The organism is Spirillospora sp. NPDC047279 (genome assembly GCF_040643285.1).
Lineage (GTDB): Bacteria > Actinomycetota > Actinomycetes > Streptosporangiales > Streptosporangiaceae > Spirillospora.
Map to the genome: position 1 here is coordinate 198244 of NZ_JBEYUA010000001.1, position 17078 is coordinate 215321.

The 17078-nt window shown below is 73.6% G+C and carries 15 protein-coding genes; 7 read left to right on the forward strand and 8 right to left on the reverse strand.

What is annotated here, in order from left to right; genetic code table 11:
* Positions 1-4: 4 nt before the first annotated feature.
* Complete coding sequence (locus ABZ810_RS01020; protein ID WP_358397569.1) at positions 5-700, forward strand: response regulator transcription factor; 696 nt, start codon at positions 5-7, stop codon at positions 698-700.
* Positions 697-2103, forward strand: coding sequence for a HAMP domain-containing sensor histidine kinase (locus tag ABZ810_RS01025; protein WP_358397572.1), 1407 nt, complete (start codon positions 697-699; stop codon positions 2101-2103). The genes ABZ810_RS01020 and ABZ810_RS01025 overlap by 4 nt, the downstream gene beginning before the upstream one ends.
* 138 nt (positions 2104-2241) lie before the next feature.
* Here the strand turns inward: ABZ810_RS01025 and ABZ810_RS01030 are convergent, their stop codons facing one another.
* The gene (locus ABZ810_RS01030) at positions 2242-2550 is read right to left on the reverse strand and encodes a hypothetical protein (protein WP_358397575.1); all 309 of its coding nucleotides are present in this window, start codon (positions 2548-2550) and stop codon (positions 2242-2244) included.
* A 169-nt stretch (positions 2551-2719) separates the two neighbouring features.
* On the opposite strand from ABZ810_RS01030, the gene ABZ810_RS01035 reads away from it, so the two are divergent.
* Entirely contained in the window at positions 2720-3553 is an 834-nt protein-coding gene (locus tag ABZ810_RS01035; RefSeq protein WP_358397577.1) for an NAD(P)H-binding protein, read from the forward strand.
* 79 nt (positions 3554-3632) lie between these two features.
* On the opposite strand, the gene ABZ810_RS01040 is transcribed toward ABZ810_RS01035, so the two are convergent.
* The 4 genes from ABZ810_RS01040 to ABZ810_RS01055 form a co-directional block, all read right to left on the reverse strand.
* A complete protein-coding gene (locus ABZ810_RS01040; protein ID WP_358397580.1) occupies positions 3633-4952 on the reverse strand; it encodes a helix-turn-helix domain-containing protein in 1320 nt (439 codons plus the stop codon).
* Positions 4953-5066: 114 nt separating this feature from the next.
* On the reverse strand, positions 5067-5471 hold the full coding sequence (locus ABZ810_RS01045; protein ID WP_358397581.1) for a gamma-glutamylcyclotransferase family protein: 405 nt from the start codon (positions 5469-5471) through the stop codon (positions 5067-5069).
* A 73-nt stretch (positions 5472-5544) separates the two neighbouring features.
* Positions 5545-5928: a DUF3618 domain-containing protein gene (locus ABZ810_RS01050; protein WP_358397584.1), complete on the reverse strand. Its 384-nt coding sequence runs from the start codon at positions 5926-5928 to the stop codon at positions 5545-5547.
* Positions 5925-6320 (reverse strand): phage holin family protein, encoded by a 396-nt coding sequence (locus ABZ810_RS01055; RefSeq protein WP_358397586.1) that lies wholly within the window; start codon positions 6318-6320, stop codon positions 5925-5927. The genes ABZ810_RS01050 and ABZ810_RS01055 overlap by 4 nt, the downstream gene beginning before the upstream one ends.
* A 343-nt stretch (positions 6321-6663) precedes the next feature.
* Between ABZ810_RS01055 and ABZ810_RS01060 the strand changes: the two genes are divergently transcribed.
* Both ABZ810_RS01060 and ABZ810_RS01065 read left to right on the forward strand, forming a co-directional pair.
* Positions 6664-8754 carry an RNA degradosome polyphosphate kinase gene (locus tag ABZ810_RS01060; RefSeq protein WP_358397588.1) on the forward strand — a complete coding sequence of 697 codons (2091 nt, stop codon included), beginning with the start codon at positions 6664-6666 and terminating at the stop codon, positions 8752-8754.
* Positions 8741-9676, forward strand: a complete 936-nt coding sequence (locus ABZ810_RS01065; protein WP_358397590.1) for an NUDIX domain-containing protein — start codon at positions 8741-8743, stop codon at positions 9674-9676. The genes ABZ810_RS01060 and ABZ810_RS01065 overlap by 14 nt, the downstream gene beginning before the upstream one ends.
* Positions 9677-9706: 30 nt before the next feature.
* Here ABZ810_RS01065 and ABZ810_RS01070 read toward each other — a convergent pair whose 3' ends face one another.
* On the reverse strand, positions 9707-11200 hold the full coding sequence (locus ABZ810_RS01070) for an MFS transporter (protein ID WP_358397592.1): 1494 nt from the start codon (positions 11198-11200) through the stop codon (positions 9707-9709).
* Between the two features lie 37 nt (positions 11201-11237).
* Positions 11238-11828 carry an NAD(P)H-dependent oxidoreductase gene (locus tag ABZ810_RS01075; RefSeq protein WP_358397594.1) on the reverse strand — a complete coding sequence of 197 codons (591 nt, stop codon included), beginning with the start codon at positions 11826-11828 and terminating at the stop codon, positions 11238-11240.
* 135 nt (positions 11829-11963) lie between these two features.
* Between ABZ810_RS01075 and ABZ810_RS01080 the strand changes: the two genes are divergently transcribed.
* Positions 11964-15161, forward strand: coding sequence for a BTAD domain-containing putative transcriptional regulator (locus ABZ810_RS01080; RefSeq protein WP_358397596.1), 3198 nt, complete (start codon positions 11964-11966; stop codon positions 15159-15161).
* Positions 15154-15585: a hypothetical protein gene (locus ABZ810_RS01085; RefSeq protein ID WP_358397601.1), complete on the forward strand. Its 432-nt coding sequence runs from the start codon at positions 15154-15156 to the stop codon at positions 15583-15585. The genes ABZ810_RS01080 and ABZ810_RS01085 overlap by 8 nt, the downstream gene beginning before the upstream one ends.
* On the opposite strand, the gene ABZ810_RS01090 is transcribed toward ABZ810_RS01085, so the two are convergent.
* Positions 15582-17039, reverse strand: a complete 1458-nt coding sequence (locus ABZ810_RS01090; RefSeq protein WP_358397603.1) for a CYTH and CHAD domain-containing protein — start codon at positions 17037-17039, stop codon at positions 15582-15584. The genes ABZ810_RS01085 and ABZ810_RS01090 overlap by 4 nt on opposite strands.
* Positions 17040-17078: the final 39 nt, after the last annotated feature.

Sequence of the window (17078 nt, forward strand, 5' to 3'; positions counted from 1 at the left end):
GTCGATGAGCGAGCGCGTTCTCGTCGTGGACGACGAGGCCAACATCCGCGACCTCATCGAGGTGGCGCTGCGCTTCCACGGCTTCGAGCCCGCCACCGCGGGCACCGGCGCCGAGGCGTTGCGCGAGGCGAAGGCCCGGCCGCCCGACCTCATCCTGCTGGACGTGATGTTGCCCGACCTCGACGGCTTCGAGGTGTGCCGGCGGCTCCGGGCGGGCGGCGACCAGGTCCCGGTGATCTTCCTGACCGCCCGGGACACCCCGTCCGACACCGTCACCGGCCTCACCCTGGGCGGCGACGACTACGTCACCAAGCCGTTCTCCATCGACGCCCTGGTCGCCCGTGTCCGCGCCGTGCTCCGCCGGACGGCCCCCAAGCCGCCCGGCGGGCGGGCGGCGGCCGGCGAGGGCGTGCTGCGGGTGGCCGACCTGGAGCTCGACGAGGTGCGCTGGACGGTCCGGCGCGGCGGGGTCGAGGTCGACCTGTCGCCCACCGAGTTCCGGCTGCTCGCCCACCTGATGCAGAACGTGGGCCGGGTGCTCACCCGGGCCCAGCTCCTGGAGGCCGTCTGGGGCTGGGAGCACCACGGCAACGGGCAGGTCGTCGAGACCTACATCAGCTACCTGCGGCGCAAGCTCGACCCGCTCGGCCCGCCACTGATCCACACCCGGCGCGGCGTCGGCTACGCGCTGCGGCCATGACGCTCAACGCCCGGCTCACGGCCGGGCTGCTCGTGGTGACCCTGGCGGGGCTGACGGTCACCGGCTTCGTCAGCTCTTTCTTCCTGCACCGCTACCTCATGGACCGGGTGGACGACCAGCTCAGGTCCGCGCGTGACCGGGCGACGACGCGGCTGGTCCGGCCGGGCCTCCCGGCCGAGGGCATCGCGCCCGCCCCGTTCATCGTGATGTCGGTGACGCCGGACGACGACGTCCGGGTCCTGAGCGACGAGGAGCCCGACCCCTCGCCCGCCGTCGCCCGGATCCGGCGGCTCGGGTACGCGAAGGTGCAGGAGCGGGCTGCCGGCCTCGACCCGTTCTCGCTGGGCCACATGCGCGCCGTCGCCCGGCCCGCCCGCAACGGCAACCTGATCGTCGTCGCGACGCCGATGGACGAGATCGACGCGGAGGTGCGCAACCTGGTCATCGCCGAGGTGGCGACGGCCGCCGCGCTGCTCCTGCTGCTGGCGGTCGCGGGCCGCCAGCTGATCGGGAGCGGGCTCCGGCCGCTCGGCCGGATGGCCGAGACCGCGCACGGCATCGCGACCGGCGGCGACCTGCGGGCCCGGATGCCCGACGCGAACGCGCGCACCGAGGCCGGCCGGCTGGCCGCGGCGATCAACGTGATGCTCGAACGCATCGAGCAGGCGTTCTGGGCGCGCGGCCGGTCCGAGGCGAGGGTCCGGGAGTTCGCCGCGGACGCCTCGCACGAGCTGCGCACGCCCCTCACCACGATCCAGGGGTACGCCGAGCTCTACCGGCACGGCGCGCTCGGCCCCGACCAGCTGCCGGACGTCATGCGCCGCATCGAGGACGAGGCGCAGCGGATGAGCCGCATCGTCTCCGACCTGCTGGAGCTGGCCCGGCTCGACCGCGGGCAGACGCTGGAACCGGCCGAGACCGACCTGTCGGCCCTCGTCCGCGACGCGGTCGCCGACGCCTCGGCGGTCGCGCCGGACCGCGCGCACGAGGTGGACGTGCCGGACACGCTCGTCGCGGTGGTGGACGAGGCGCGGCTCCGCCAGGTGCTCGCCAACCTGCTGGCCAACGTCCGCGTGCACACGCCGGACGACACCCCCGTGACGGTGCGGGCGGCGCGCACGCCGCACGGGCTGGTGCTGGAGGTCGCCGACCGCGGGCCCGGCATGAGCCCGGAGGACGCGGCCCGCGCGTTCGAACGGTTCCACCGGGCCGAGCGCGGCTCCGGCGGCGCCGGTCTCGGGCTGCCGATCGTGGCCGCGATCGCCGCCGCCCACGGAGGGCGGGCGGACCTGCTCTCCGAGCCGGGCGCCGGCACCACCGTCCGCGTGACCATCCCGGACCGCCGGGCGCCCGCGCCCGGTGGCCGCGCCACCACCGTCCCGGACGGGTTCCCGCCGCTTTAGCGCGTTCCCGGAGCACCTCGGCCGTCAACGGCCGTTCGATCGACCTGGGCCCGTACGAGGTCCGCCGGGTCGACGGGTGACCGCGCCCGACCGGTGAACGGGTCGGCCAGGTGCCCGGGTCGACCCGGTGAACGGGCGTCAGGCCGTGGTGCGGAAGGGGCGCCGGGCCGCCTGCTGGGCGGTGCGGCGCTGCGTCTCGGACTGGCGGGCCCGAGCGAGGCTGGCGCGCACCCTGGCCGCGCCGCGCGACGCCGTGGAGGAGTCCTTGACCCGTCCCGCGTAGACCGCCAGCACCTCGCCGACGGGAGGCGGCGAGGCCTCCTCACGGACGAGCGCGAGCGGCGGCATGGCGGGGACGGACGTCGCGTGGCCGCCTGCCGCCGGGACGAGCGTGAGAGCCGTGTGGCAGTGCGGGCACCGCAACCCCTGCTGGGAGTCTCTGCTCATACCACGGATCATTACCCGAAGGTCTGACATTTGAGTCCCGATGCCCCCTGAACGGGACCTTAACTGCCGGAAGAGTCTCCGGTATCGGAAAGATGATCAAAAGGGTCGACCGGGCCCGGCGTCTGTGGAACCTTCGGGGTGATCCTGGTTCCAATGGAGGGACGTTCGCGTGATCTTGGTGTCGGGTGCGACGGGCAACGTCGGTCGGGAGCTGGTCAGGCGGCTGGCGGCGGCGGGACGGCCGGTGCGGGCCCTGCTCCGGGACCCGGGACGCGCCGCGGCTCTGCCCGCCGGCGCCGAGCCGGTGATCGGCGACCTGAACGACCCGGCGTCGGTCGCGGCGGCGCTCAAGGGAGTCACGGGAGTCTTCCTCATGAGCGGGTACGCGGACATGCCGGGACTGCTCGCCGAGATGGACCGGGCCGGGACCGGCCGCGTCGTCCTCCTGTCCGGCGGTGCGGTGCTGGCCGCCGACACCAAGAACGCCGTCTCCCGCTACATGATCGAGTCGGAGCGCGCGGTGCGCGAGTCCGGGGTGCCCTGGACGTTCCTGCGGCCCAGCGGCTTCATGTCCAACACCCTGGAGTGGGTCCCGCAGATCCGGGCGGGCGACGTGGTGCGGGCCGCGTTCCCGGACGTGCCGATCGCGATGGTCGACCCGTTCGACATCGCGGCGGTGGCGGCCACGGCGCTGCTGGACGACGGGCACGAGGGCAACGTCTACAACCCTACCGGGCCGGAGGTGCTGCGGCCCGCCGACCGCGTCCGGGTGCTCGGCGAGGTCCTCGGCCGCGACCTGCGGTTCGAGGGCCTGACGAACGCCGAGGCCCGCGAGGAGATGATCGGCGCGATGCCGGTCGAGTACGTCGACGCGTTCTTCTCCTTCTACGCCGACGGCAGGCTCGACGAGTCGCACGTCCTGCCGACCGTGCGCGAGGTCACCGGCGAGGAGCCGCGAACGTTCCGGCAGTGGGCCGCCGAGCACGCCCGCGCCTTCCGCTGAACGCCTTCCGCTGAACGCCTTCCGCTGAACGGCCGCGGCGACCGCGGCGGCCGGGCGGCCGTCGCGGGTGACGCCGCGGTCAGGCGGACTCGGCGGTGTCGGCCGCGGTCTCCTCGGGTGACCGGACGCGGATCCAGGTGTGCAGCAGGAGCAGGAGCTCCACCCTGCGGTCCGGGTCGTCCAGGGCGTCGCCGAACATCTCCTCCAGCCGCCTGATCCGGTAGCGGACCGTCTGCTCGTGCACCAGCAGCCGTTCGGCCGCCGCGACCGCGTTGTCGTGGCACTCCATGTAGGTGAGCAGGGTGCGGGCGAGCGGTTCGCGCCGGTGCCGGGGGAGCTCCATCAGCGGGGCGAGCCGGGTGCGGATCGCCACGTCGATGAGCTCCGAACTCATCGCCGCGACCAGGGTCGGCAGGTGGTCCAGGCAGCGGGCCGGCTCCTTGGCGGGGAGCACGCCGCGTTCGATGAGCTTCAGCGCGTGGGTGGCCCAGCGCAGCGACAACGCCCCGCGCGTGATCGGCACGGTCGGGCCCACCGCCGCCGAGCAGTCGCGGACCAGCGACGAGATCAGCCGGTCCTGCCCGGGACCGTCCGGGTCGGGCACGATCAGGAACGGCACGGGACCGTGCCAGTCGGCGAGGACGGCGGGCGGCAGCACCGGCGGGGTGTGCCCGGTGGGCGGGCGCACCGCGATGACGGCCAGCGTGCGCGGCGTCTCCCAGCGGGCCGAACGGGCCAGCTCGACGATGGCCTCGCGGCTGGCCGGCGGTTCGACGACGAGCAGGTCGCGCAGCCGCCACCGGAACCGTTCCCGTTCGGTCGCCAGCACCTCCTGCGCCTCGGCGAAGCCGCGGGCGGCGGCACCGGCGATCTTCTCCAGGAACACGAACAGCGACTCGGTGATCTGGCCGAGCGTCTGCAGCGACCAGTCGAGCCGCTGGGTCTCCTCGATGAACCGGCGGCACGCGACCTGGCCGCTCACCCTGATCGCGGTCTGCAGGTTGTCGAGGCTGTGGCCCTTGCGGGCCTCGTAGGCGCCGATGCCGGCGAAGATGTCGGTGACGCTGCTCCAGGTCAGCTCGTCGTGGCCGAACGCCTCGACGAACTCCCTGACGGTCTGCGTGACGGCCCACTGCATGCGCTGGCCGTACGCGCTCTCGACCGGGCGCGCGTACTCGGGGACGAGGACCTTGATCTCGCGGACCATCTCCTCGGCCACCATCTCGAGGTGGGGGAGCAGGGGTTCCACGACGTCCGCGGGGATCTCGGCGAGCGGGCGGGACGCGGCGGTGTCGGCGGCGTCGTTGCCCCTGACGGCGCGGACGGATCTGCGCTTCTTGGCGGGGGCGGGGGACGGGGCGGAGTCGGCGGACGCGGCTGAGGGGGGCGGTTCGCCCATGCGGACCTCCCGGGGCGGGGTGAGCCGGATGCCTGGCCCTCCAGGATTTACCGACTGAACTCGTGTCAGAAGTGGCTTATGGACGAGTTTCTCACGCCGGAATTGTCACCCCGTTCACAAGAACGACATCTCGCTCCGCCACAACCGGCAACCTTCGGTGTAGGAGTCCAGTTCGTGCTCGGCGAAGTGGGCCGCGTCCCAGTCGTACGGCTCGGTGGCGTCGCGCCAGACGTACGCCCAGGCCTCGCGCCCGTCGTCGAGCGCGAGGAGGGTCGGCTCGTACAGGTCGTCCTCGTAGGCGTCCAGGAGGCGGCGTTCGGCGTCGTCCAGGCCGGTGACGAGCAGGCCCTCGGCGACCCCGCCCGGGTCGGCGACCAGGCCCGGGTAGACGACGCCGGGCAGCGCGCGGACCCGCCAGCCCGCCGCGGTCGCCGGGGCGAGGGCGGGGACGCGGCCGAGCAGGACCGCGAGCACGGCGGGGAACCGCAACGTCCCGTAGACGAACAGACCGGCGCTCATGCCCTCGCAGGGTACGCGCCGCCGCGACCACGGTCAGCCATGCCGTCACTGCCCGGCTTGGGTGGCCGCCGGGTCAGCGCTTGCGGAAGAGGCGGCCGACTCCCTTCGGGGCCTTCGCGGCGCGGCGCCTGCGCAGCACCTGGCGCCCGACGAGGATCGCCGCGGCCAGGGCGGCCGCGCCGCCGGCGACCGGGCCAGGGCGCTTGCGCACCTGCTCGGCCGCCTTGAGGGCGGGGTCGGGCGTCACCTCGACGGCCCGGCCCTTGAGCTCGCCGGCCTTCTCCTTCAGCTCGCCCGCCTTCTCCTTGATCTCTTCGGCCTTCTCGTGCGCCTTCTCCTGGGCCCGGTGCTTGACGTCGGCCCGGGCGGCGAGCTCGCCCATCGTCTCGCCCAGCTCGGTCCGCGCCTCCTCGGCGCGTTTGCGCTGAGCCTCGAGTTCCTGGTCCTGCTCGGTCATCGGTGACCCCTGTTCTTGATCTCCTGGACGTCGGCCTTGACGCTCTCCGCCGCCTCCTCGGGCTTCGGTGGCGTGGCCAGCTCGAGCTGCTTCTTGCCTCGCAGCGCGAGCACGCCCGCCACCAGGAACAACACGGCGGCCACGATCATCGCGGCGGCCCAGGCGGGCAGCGCGAGGGCCAGCAGCGCGACGAACCCGGCGATGAGGGCGCCCAGCCCGTAGAGCGCGGTGACGCCTGCGCCGCCGAGGAGCGACGCGCCCTTGGCGGCCCGGCCGCCCTTCTGCCGCAGTTCGAGCTGGGCCAGCCGCAGTTCCTCGCGAACCAGCTGGGCGCTCTGCTCGCTCAGCTGCTTGACGAGCTCGGTCGTCGGGGTTCCCGTCAGATCGCTCATCGGCCTCCTCCTCGCCGGCCTTCTTCTCGAACGCACGGCCGATACCCGCTGCCCGGCGCCCCTAACGGGCAGTGCCGTCCCGGGCGTTCTTTTTTGGTGCTTTCCGCACCCGCCGGCGGTGCGCGCTTCACTCTTGGCGCCGCCATCGCCGGCGCATGGTGCGTTCTATGGCCTGATAAGGGAGAATGTCAGGGTGAGGTGCCCTGAGGTACGGGGCGTGGGCACCGGTCGCTCAGATCGCCGAGTGATCAGTGGGAACCGTGGGCATGATCGACGTATCTGACCAATAGCCGAAACACGTCCGTTCGACTGCTGTTCATCTTGGCCAGGGAACATTGAGACCATGAGCGTCAATCCAGGACATTTCCCCCTCAACGCGGAGTCGCTGCCCGACGACCGGTTCTTGGACCGGGAGGAGAGCTGGCTCCGTTTCAACCAACGTGTCCTGGAGCTCGCCGAGGACCCGGGACTGCCTCTGCTGGAGCGGGTGCGCTTCCTGTCGATCTTCGCCAGCAACCTGGACGAGTTCTTCATGGTGCGGGTCGCCGGGCTGGCCCGCCGGATGGCCACCGGCCTCGCCGTCCAGTCCGCCAGCGGGCGTCAGCCCCGCGAGGTGCTCGAACGCACCGCCACGGTGGCGCACGAGCTGATGCTCCGGCACGCCGAGTGCTTCCGGGACGACCTGTGCCCGGCGCTCGCCAAGGAGGGCGTCGAGATCCTCCGCTGGGTCGACCTCGCCGAGACCGAGCAGGAACGCCTGCGCCGGCTGTTCCGCGACCGCATCTACCCGGTGCTCACGCCGCTCGTGGTCGACTCCGCCCACCCTTTCCCCTACATCTCCGGGCTCTCGCTCAACCTCGCGGTGATAGTCCGCGATCCCGAGACCGACGCCACGATGTTCGCCCGGGTCAAGGTGCCGCCGGTGCTGCCCCGCTTCATCGAGGCCTCGCCCGACCGGTTCACGCCGCTGGAGGACGTGATCGCGGCGCACCTGGGGCAGCTGTTCGTCGGCATGGAGGTCGTCGAGCACCACGCGTTCCGGGTGACCCGCAACCAGGACCTGGAGATAGACGACGACATCAGCGAGGGGCTGCTCCAGGCGCTCGAACGCGAGCTGCTGCGCCGCCGCTTCGGGCCGGTCGTGCGGCTGGAGGTCGAGGAGTCCATCTCCGAGGCCGTCCTCGAGCTGCTCAGCGAGGAGCTCACCATCGACGAGGGCCAGATCTACAAGGTCGGCGGCCCCCTCGACCTGGCCGGGCTCGCCGCCATCGCCGACCTGGACCGGCCGGAGCTCAAGTACCCCCCTTTCGTGCCGTCCAAGGAGGCCATCCCGGAAGACGCCGGGATCTTCGCGGCCATCCGTGAACGCGACATCCTGCTCCACCACCCCTACGACTCGTTCACGACGACCGTCCAGCGCTTCATCGAGGACGCCGCGGCCGACTCGCGCGTCCTGGCGATCAAGCAGACGCTCTACCGCACCAGCGGCGACTCGCCGATCGTCAACGCGCTCATCAACGCCGCCGAGGCGGGCAAGCAGGTCGTGGTCGTCGTCGAGCTCAAGGCCAGGTTCGACGAGCGCGCCAACATCGCCTGGGCGCGCGAGCTGGAGAAGGCCGGCTGCCACGTCGTCTACGGGTTCGTCGGGCTCAAGACGCACTGCAAGCTCGCCCTGGTCGTCCGGCAGGAACGCGACGGCACGCTGCGCCGCTACTGCCACATCGGCACCGGCAACTACCACCCCAAGACCGCGCGCCTCTACGAGGACTTCGGCCTGCTCACCGCGAAGCCCGAGATCGGCGAGGACGTCAGCGTCCTGTTCAACCACCTGACCGGCTACTCGCGGCAGGACTCCTACAAGCGCCTGCTCGTCGCGCCGCACAGCCTGCGCTCCGGCCTGGTGCAACGCATCGAGCGCGAGATCGACAACCACCGGGCCGGGCAGCCCGCGCGGGTCCGGATCAAGTGCAACTCGCTGGTCGACGAGGTGGTCATCGACGCGCTCTACCACGCCTCGCGGGCGGGGGTCCCGGTCGACATCTGGGTGCGGGGCATCTGCGCGCTGCGGCCGGGCGTCCCGGGGCTCTCGGAGACCATCCGGGTGCGCAGCGTCCTCGGCCGGTTCCTCGAGCACTCCCGGGTGTTCGCGTTCGAGGGCGAGGGTGAGCCCGAGGTGTGGTTCGGCAGCGCCGACCTGATGCACCGCAACCTCGACCGGCGGGTCGAGGCCCTGGTCCGGGTGGCCGAGCGCACGCAGGTCACCGACCTGGTCCGGCTGCTCGACCTGGCGATGGACGACGACACCCAGTCCTGGTGGCTGGACGGTGACGGCACGTGGACGCGGCGCGCGGCGGCGACCGGCGAGAAGCTTCTCGACATCCAGAGCCACCTGATCAAGAGCCGGCGCTGGAGGACGGTGGATGCGACGTCATGACCTCGACGACGTCGCCGCCGCGGGCGGTGACGACGTGATCCGGGCGGCGGGCGCCGTTCTGTGGCGGGAAGGACCCGACGGCCCCGAGGTCGCGCTGATCCACCGTCCCAAGTACGACGACTGGTCCTTCCCGAAGGGCAAGCTCAAGCCGGGCGAGCACGTGCTGCGGGCCGCCGCCCGGGAGGTGGAGGAGGAGACGGGCGTCGTGCCCCGGCTCGGACGCCGCCTGCCGACCAGCTCCTATCCCAAGGACGGCCGCACCAAGCGGGTCGACTACTGGGTCGCCGAGGCCGAGGCGGCGATACCGTTCGAGCCCAACGACGAGGTCGACCGGCTGGAGTGGGTGCCCGTCACCGAGGCCTACGACCGGCTGAGCTATTCGCACGACGTCGACCTGCTGCGGGAGTTCGAGGCGGGCCCGGCGCGCACCTGGCCGCTGATCATCCTGCGGCACGGCTCGGCGGGGGAGAAGCGCGGCTGGGAGGGCCCCGACGAGCTCCGCCCGCTGGACGAGCGCGGCCGGAGCGAGGCGACCCTGCTGGCGGGGCTGCTGCGATCGTTCGGGCCGGCGCGGCCGATCAGCTCGGCGACCGCCCGGTGCCTGGAGACGTTGCTGCCGTACGCGCGGCGGGAACGCGTCGACCTGGTCACCCACCACGCCGTCACGATCGGCTCGACCGACGCCGAGCAGGCCTGCGACCTGCTGTTCCGGCTGGTCGCCGACGGCGAGCCGGTGATCGTGTGCACGCACGGCGAGATCGTCTCCGATCTGGTCAGCGGGTTGTGCAAACGGCTCGGCGAGAAGGCGCCCGAAGATCCCAGCCTGCGCAAGGGGTCGTTCTGGGTCGCGCACATCGCTCGCGAGGGCGCCGAGTCGCCCAGCATCGTCGCGTTGGAAAGGCACGCCCCCACCGCCCGGTGACCGGGCGGTGGGGGCGGGCGTCGCGCGTCCTCACACGGGCGCGCCGTTGGCGGCGACGGCTTCCGGGCCGGGGTCGGCGGCGGGGCCGGAAGGCCCGGGGCCGGGCCCGTCCTGTGCCGCCGCGGCGTGACCCCGGGGGAGGCGCAGAGCGCCCACGAGACCGACAAGGGTGAGGCCGGCGGCGATCAGGACCGTCTCCCGCAGGCCGTCGGCGGTCGCCACCCGCAGCGCCTCGCCGGTGAGGTCGCCGGCGCCCGCGTTCGCCACCCCGACGAGGACGGCCAGCCCGGCGCTCGTCCCGACCTGGACGGCCGTGTTGGCCATCCCGCCCGCCGTGCCCTGCTGCTCGGCGGGCACGCCGGTGCCGGCGGCGCCGAACATCGTCGGGAAGATGGTGCCCATGCCCAGGCCGTAGACCACGAGCCCGGCCAGCACGGTCCAGTACGACCCGTCCGCGGCCATCCCGGCGGCCAGCAGGGCGCCGCCGCCCGCGCCGAGCAGCAGCGCGACGACCATCGTCGGCCGGTCGCCATGGCGGACGATCAGGCGGCCGGCGATGAAGTTGCCGACGCCGATCACGACCGAGAGGCCGAGGAACGCCAGGCCGCCCCGGAGCGCCGAGTAGCCCAGCACGCCCTGGAAATAGAGGGTCAGGAAGTAGACGATGTTCTGCATGCTGGCGCCGAAGACGAGGATGACCAGCAGGGCGGAGCTCACGCTGCGGTTGCGGAAGAGCCGCAGCGGCATCAGCGGGCTCTCGCTGCGGGCCTCGATGCCGAGGAACACCGCGAGCAGGACGGCCGACAGGACGAGCGCGCCGAGCACCACCGGGTCGCCCCAGCCGGTCTCGGGCCCCTGGGCGATGGCGAAGACGAGCAGGGTCACGCCGACCGTGCCGGTGAGGGCGCCCGGCAGGTCGAAACCGCGGCCCCGCTCGCGCGGCCCGTCGGCGTCCAGCAGGACGAACGCGGCCGCCGCGGCGACGATCACCAGCGGCACGTTCACCAGGAAGACCGCCTCCCAGCCGAACGTGTAGGTCAGGACGCCGCCGAGCAGCGCGCCCAGGCTCAGCCCGCCCGCCCCGGCCATCGCCCAGACGGCCAGGGCCCGGACCCGTTCCCTGCCCTCGGCGAAGCCCGTGGTCACCAGGGAGAGCGTCGCCGGGAACAACACCGCGCCGCCGATCCCCTGGATCACCCGCGCGGCGATCAGCGTGGCGGGCGAGGTGGCCAACCCGCCGAGCAACGAGGCGCCACCGAAGAGGATCATGCCGAGGACGAACATCCGGCGGCGCCCGAGCAGGTCGGCCGACCGCCCGCCCAGCAGCAGGAACCCGCCGAAGAAGACGGCGTACGCGCTCACGATCCACTGCGTGGAGTGCGCGGACAACCCCACGTCGCGGGCGATGTCGGGCAACGCCACGTACACGATCGTGAAGTCCAGCGCGGTGATCAGGCCGGAGAAGGCGAGCAGGGCGAGGCGCAGCCGCGGCCTGCCACCGGCCGATGAGGTGAGGGAGGACATCTGAGGCTCCTTCGAGGATGACGTTCCGGGGTGATGGTCAGGCGGCGTGGGGGGACTGGGCGCGGGCGGCGCGGAGGGCCCGGGCCCACCAGGTGAGCTGGTCGAGGAGGCCGTCGGCGGCGGCCGAGCAGCCGGCGCCGTCGACGGGACGGCCCCGGTCGTCGAACCTGTCCCGGCACGAGTGGAAGCTGACCGTCTCGCGGATCGTGACGGCCTGGAGCTCGGCGAAGACCGGGCGGAGGTGCTCGACCGCGCGCAGGCCGCCGGACGCGCCGCCGTAGGAGACGAAGCCGACCGGCTTGGCCTTCCACTCGTCCACGTACCAGTCGATGGCTGTCTTGAGCGGCGCCGGGTAGCTGTGGTTGTACTCCGGGGTCACGACCACGAACGCGTCGGCGGCGGCGAGCCGGGGCGCCAGCGCCCGGACGGCCGGGGGCGCCGGACCGTCGATCGCGCCGAGCCGGTCGGGGAGCGCGGTCTCGGCCAGGTCGACGACGTCGAGGTCGAGGCCGGCCCCGGCGTGCCGGGTGGCGTGGGCGGTGAACCAGCCCGCCACGGTCGGGCCGAACCGGCCGTCCCGGGTGCTGCCGATGATGATCGCGGTGCGGACCTGGCGGGTGTCGGGCATCGTCTGTCTCCTTCGCGGATCGCGGCTCGAAGCCGTGATCCAGAGACTGCGGGGCACCGCTTACCGGGCTCTTACCGATCACTTTCGGCGGGCCGGTCCAGGCGGGACGTCAGGCCGGGCGGTTATCGTGGCGCCATGCGATTCGGGGTGCTCGGGCCGCTGGCGGTGTGGACGGCCGACGGGCGCCCGGTCCCGATTCCCGGCGCCAAGGTGCGGGCGCTGCTCGCCGACCTCCTGCTCCACGAGGGCCGCGCGGTGTCGGCCGACCGGTTGATCGACGACCTGTGGGGCGGCGAACCGCCCCGCAATCCGTCGGCGGCGTTGCAGGTCAAGGTGTCGCAACTGCGCAAGGCCCTGGAGGACGCGGAGCCCGGCGGCCGGGACCTCGTGGTGTCCGAGGGCGTGGGCTACGCGCTGCGGGTGCCGCGGGACGGTCTCGACGCGGCGCGCTTCGCCGCGCTGGTGGCCGGCGCGCGGGCCGCGGCCGACCCCGGCGCCGCGGCCGACATGCTGGCCGTGGGGCTGGAGTTGTGGCGGGGCGGCGCGCTGGCCGACCTCGCCGACGAGGAGTTCGCGCGGGCCGGGATCGCGCAGCTGGAGGAGCGGCGCCTCACCGCCTTCGAAAACTGGGCCGAGGCGCGGCTGGAGGCCGGTGACGACGGGTCCCTGGTCGGCGAGCTGGGTGACCTGGTGGCCCGGCATCCGCTGCGCGAACGGCTGCGCGCCGCGTTCATGCGGGCCCTCTACCGGGCGGGCCGCCAGAGCGAGGCACTGGAGACGTTCGGCGAGCTGCGCGACCGGCTGCGCGACGAGCTGGGGCTCGACCCCGGCCCCGACGTGACCGCCCTGCACCAGGCGATCCTGCGGCAGGACCCGGGCCTCGACGGCGCCGGGCCGGAGCCGCCGCGCGTCCGCACCAACCTGCCGTCCTCGTTCAGCGAGCTGGTCGGGCGCGACGAGGCGATGCGCGGCGTCAGCGACCAGTTGGCGATCGCGCGGCTGGTGACGCTGACCGGGCCGGGCGGCGTCGGCAAGACCCGGCTCGCCCTCGAGACCGCCGCCGAGCTGCTCGAGAGCGAACGGCTCGGCGGGGAGATGGAGGGCGTGTGGCTGGTCGAGCTGGCGGGGCTCGACGCGGCGACGCACACGGTCGACCGGGTCGCCGAGGCGGTCGCCGCCGCGCTCGACATCCGCGACGACGCCGCGCCCGGCTTCCCGCAGGGCGCGCGGTCCGTCCAGGCCTCGGCCTGGCTCGCCGAGGCGCTGCGCGACCGGTCCGCGCTGCTCGTCCTGGACAACTGCGAGCATGTGATCGACTCGGTGGCGCGGCTGGCCGAGCTGCTGCTGCGCGCCGCGCCCGACATCGAGATCCTCGCCACCAGCCAGGAGCCGCTCGGGCTGCCCGGCGAAGTGGTGTGGGCGGTGCCGCCGCTGGAGTCGCCCTACTCGCCGGCCGAGACCCAGCCCGCCGCGCTGCGCAAATACAGCGCGGTCCGGCTGTTCGAGGCCCGCGCGGCCGCGGCCGCCCCCGGGTTCGCACTGGACGAGGGCAACGCGCGGGCGGTGGCGGCGATCTGCCGGCGGCTCGACGGCATCCCGCTGGCACTGGAGCTCGCGGCCACCCGCGTCCGCGCGCTCGGCGTCCATGAGCTGGCCGAGCGGCTGGACGACAGGTTCCGGCTGCTCGCCGCCGGGCACCGCGGCGGCCCGCCACGCCAGCAGACGCTCCGGGCGATGATCGACTGGAGCTGGGAGCTGCTGACCGGCCCCGAACGGGTGGTCCTGCGCCGGCTGGCGGTCCATGCGGACGGCTGCACGGTGGAGGCCGCCGAAGAGGTCTGCGGCGGGAACGGCGAAGACGGCAGGGACGGCAGGGACGGCGGGAACGGCGGGGACGGCCCGCTCGACGACGTGCTCGGGGTGCTCGCCCGGCTCGTGGACCGTTCGATGGTCGTCATGACCGAGGGGCCCGGCGGGGTGCGCTACCGGCTGCTGGAGTCGGTCTCGGCCTACGCGCTGGCACGGCTGGACGAGGCGGGCGAGGCCGGCGAGATCAGGCGGCGTCACGTCCGCCACCACACCGAGCTGGCCGAACGTGCCGAACCGCGGCTGCGCGGCTCCGACCAGCGTCTCTGGTCACAACGCCTCGACGCCGAGCACGCCAACCTGCACGCGGCCCTGGACGAGGCGGTCCGCGCGGGTCACGCGGATCTCGCGGTCCGGCTGGTCAACGCGCTGGCCTGGTACTGGTTCCTGCGCGGCCGCATCGGCGAGGCGCGGCGTTCGCTGGAACGTGTCCTCACCCTGGCCCGCGACCCGCTCGCGGAGGCATGGCTGACCGGGCTGCGCCTGCTCGGCTGCCGGGGCTACGGGCCGGTCGAGCCGCTCCGGGCGGTGCCCGCCGCGTTCGACGAGATCGCCGACCCCGGCGCCCGGGCCCGCGCGGAGTGGTTCCTCAGCGAGGTCCTGCTCGGGGCGGGCGACGTGCCGACCAGCCGGCGGCTCGTCGACCGCGCGCTGCCCGCCTTCCGCGCGTCCGGCGACCGCTGGGGCGAGGCCGCCGCGCTCGCCACCGCGGCCAACCTCGCCCTGGTGCGCGGCGACATCGCGACGCTCCACGACAACGCCGTGCGGAGCGACGAGACCTTTCGCGAGCTGGGCGAACGCTGGGGCCAGGTCCGTGCGACCGAGCTGCTCGCCAAGCACGCCGAGATCACCGGCGACCACCGGCGCTCCGCCGAGCTCGTCCGCGCGGGCCTGCGGCTCGCCGAGGAGCTCGGACTGTGGCTCCAGGTGTCGCTGCTGACGTCCGGGCAGGGCCGGCTCGCCCTGCTCGCGGGCGACTACGACGAGTCCGAACGGCTGCACGAGCGCGGCCGGGAGCTGGCCGCCGAGCACGGCTACCGGCCGGGCGAGGCGTTCGCGCTGACCGGCCTGGCGATGGCGGCGCGCCGCGCCGGGCGGCTCGGCGCCGCCGAGACCTACATGCGCGCCGCCCTGGAGTGGGAACGCGAGGTCGACTACCTGCCCGGCATCGCCCTCGCCCTCACCGAGCTCGGTTTCACCGCCGAGTTGCGCGGTGACGCCGGCGCCGCACGCGCCCTGCACGAGGAAGGGCTGGCCGTGGCCCGCGCGCACGGCGACCCGCGCGCCGTGGCCCTCGCCCTCGAAGGCCTCGCGGGCGCCGAGGCCCTCGCCGGCCGTCCCGGCGAGGCGGAGCGCCTGCTGGCCGAGGCCACGGCCGGGCGCGCCTCCGTCGGGGTGCCCCTCCCACCCGCCGAACGCGGTGACGTCGAGCGCGTCGCCCAGGCCATAGAGTCGGCCCGTGAGTGAATACGGGGCTGTCCTGGCGTTGTTGGACGGGCTGCACGAATGCCAGTCGCGTCTCTACGACTTCGCCAACGACCTGCTCGTCTGGTCGGACTTCGCCGGCGACGTCGAGCTCGACCACTCGTTCCTCATCGGGCCGGTCGAGGGCGGCGGTATGGAGGTCAAGCTCGCGCACCACTTCGGGATCCGGCCGGGCAGCGAGGTCTACCTGGTGGTGAGCGTGCGCGTCTTCGACACGTTCTGCGTGGCCGACACCACGGTGCGCGCGGACCTGGGCGAGCACCTGGGACGCCTCGGGCCCGGCGCCCACACGCTCTACGCGACCGGTGGCGACGCGATCGCCCTCGCGGACGTGGTCAAGGCCCTGCACGCCGAGGTCGACGCGCTGACGGGCGCGGGCAACCCGCTCGCGCCACTGACGCCCTAGAACGACGGCTTGGACAGCCCCTTCCAGGTCTCCTCCAGGGTGGCGAGCGTCGACTTCGCCTCGCACTGCTCGAGCCCGTAGAGCACCCCGAGGACGAACGCCTCGTGCGTGTCGTCGGCCTTCTCGGCGGCGGCCTTGAGGTGCTCGTCGGCGATGACGCCGTCCTGGTAACCGCCCAGGACCTCCTGCACCTTCTTGGCGTTCCGCGAGACCTGCTTGGCGGGCTTGCCGAGCACCGGCACCGCCAGGTCGGCCGCGTAGCGGGCCCGCTTGGCGGACTTGCGGGTCTCGTGCCGGGCGATGTCCGGGTCGTCGGCCTTGCCGATCTCCTTGTAGGCCCGGTCGAGGCGCTTCCACTGCTTGGTGACCAGGAGGGGAAGCTCCTTGGCGGCCTTGCGCCCGGCCCGTTCGGTCAGCGGCGGCGCGGCCACGAGCGCGTCGAGCGCGTCCAGCAGCGCGAAGTAGCGGGGCTCCTTGAGCGTGACGTTGAGCCGCCGGTAGGCCGCCGCCTCCTGCGTCCTGAGCGCGTCCAGCCAGGTGTGCTCGCCGGTCTCGCCGATCTCCTCGAGCCGGTCGGTGAACCGCATCCGCAGCACTTCCAGGTCGCGGACCTCGCCGAGGGCGTCGGCCAGCCACTTCAGCTCGACCCGCAGCGGGTCGGTGTGCTCGCGGTCGATGACCGCCCGGTAGCTCTGCAGGGCGCTCCGCAGCCGCCGCGTCGCGACCCGCATCTGGTGGACGGCGTCGTGCTCGGCCAGCCGCGCCTTGGGGTCGAACCGGAGGACGGCGTCGACCTGGTCGGCCAGGTAACCGGTGACGGCGGCCCCGGCCGTCTTACCGTCCGGCTCCGGACGCCGCTCGGGCGCGACGCCAAGGACGCGCAGCACCTTGGAGGACGACGCTCCCTTGCGCGCCCCGGCCTTGACGATCCGTTCGCCGGCCGCCTCCAGCAAATCGCCGCCGCCTCCGGCCAGCTCGACCTCGATCTCGCGCCAGGCCAGCTCGGCGCCGCCTTCCGGCCGTCCGCTCACCGCGTCGTCGGCGACCTCCGCCAGCACCTGGCCCGCCGCGTCCAGCAGGAGCACGACCGAGCGCACCGTGTCGAGCTGGGCCACCGGCTTCACCGGCGCACCGCGCGTGTGGGCGGCGATCAGCGACGCCAGTCGCGCGGGCACGACCTGGGTCCGGCCCAGCGGGGCCCGCAGCTCGTTCTTGCTGTCGGGACCGGCCGGGATCTTCAGGTGCCAGCCGGCGTCCTCGCCGCCGCGCCGCCGCCGCAGCGTGATGCCACGCCTGGCCAGCCGCAGGTCGTCGGTGTCGAAGTAGGTCGCGGCCAGCTGGTGGGTGCGCGGCCCGCTGATGGACGAGACACCCGGCAGGCCCATCAGCTCGGGGACCGTGAAGTCGGCTTCGGCGTCGTATTTCCGTTCGATCTCGAGGTGCTTCACGGCCATGCTCGCGGCTCCCGGATGTACGTGTGGTGACGTCCAGAT

Bases quoted from the DNA above. Each gene is read 5' to 3' on its own strand.
- ABZ810_RS01025 (WP_358397572.1), top strand. From the start codon at position 697: ATGACGCTCAACGCCCGGCTCACGGCCGGGCTGCTCGTGGTGACCCTG.
- ABZ810_RS01075 (WP_358397594.1), bottom strand. From the start codon at position 11,828: ATGCCCGACACCCGCCAGGTCCGCACCGCGATCATCATCGGCAGCACC.
- ABZ810_RS01070 (WP_358397592.1), bottom strand. From the start codon at position 11,200: ATGTCCTCCCTCACCTCATCGGCCGGTGGCAGGCCGCGGCTGCGCCTC.
- ABZ810_RS01060 (WP_358397588.1), top strand. From the start codon at position 6,664: ATGAGCGTCAATCCAGGACATTTCCCCCTCAACGCGGAGTCGCTGCCC.
- ABZ810_RS01090 (WP_358397603.1), bottom strand. From the start codon at position 17,039: ATGGCCGTGAAGCACCTCGAGATCGAACGGAAATACGACGCCGAAGCC.
- ABZ810_RS01080 (WP_358397596.1), top strand. From the start codon at position 11,964: ATGCGATTCGGGGTGCTCGGGCCGCTGGCGGTGTGGACGGCCGACGGG.
- ABZ810_RS01040 (WP_358397580.1), bottom strand. From the start codon at position 4,952: ATGGGCGAACCGCCCCCCTCAGCCGCGTCCGCCGACTCCGCCCCGTCC.
- ABZ810_RS01030 (WP_358397575.1), bottom strand. From the start codon at position 2,550: ATGAGCAGAGACTCCCAGCAGGGGTTGCGGTGCCCGCACTGCCACACG.
- ABZ810_RS01065 (WP_358397590.1), top strand. From the start codon at position 8,741: ATGCGACGTCATGACCTCGACGACGTCGCCGCCGCGGGCGGTGACGAC.
- ABZ810_RS01020 (WP_358397569.1), top strand. From the start codon at position 5: ATGAGCGAGCGCGTTCTCGTCGTGGACGACGAGGCCAACATCCGCGAC.
- ABZ810_RS01045 (WP_358397581.1), bottom strand. From the start codon at position 5,471: ATGAGCGCCGGTCTGTTCGTCTACGGGACGTTGCGGTTCCCCGCCGTG.
- ABZ810_RS01055 (WP_358397586.1), bottom strand. From the start codon at position 6,320: ATGAGCGATCTGACGGGAACCCCGACGACCGAGCTCGTCAAGCAGCTG.
- ABZ810_RS01050 (WP_358397584.1), bottom strand. From the start codon at position 5,928: ATGACCGAGCAGGACCAGGAACTCGAGGCTCAGCGCAAACGCGCCGAG.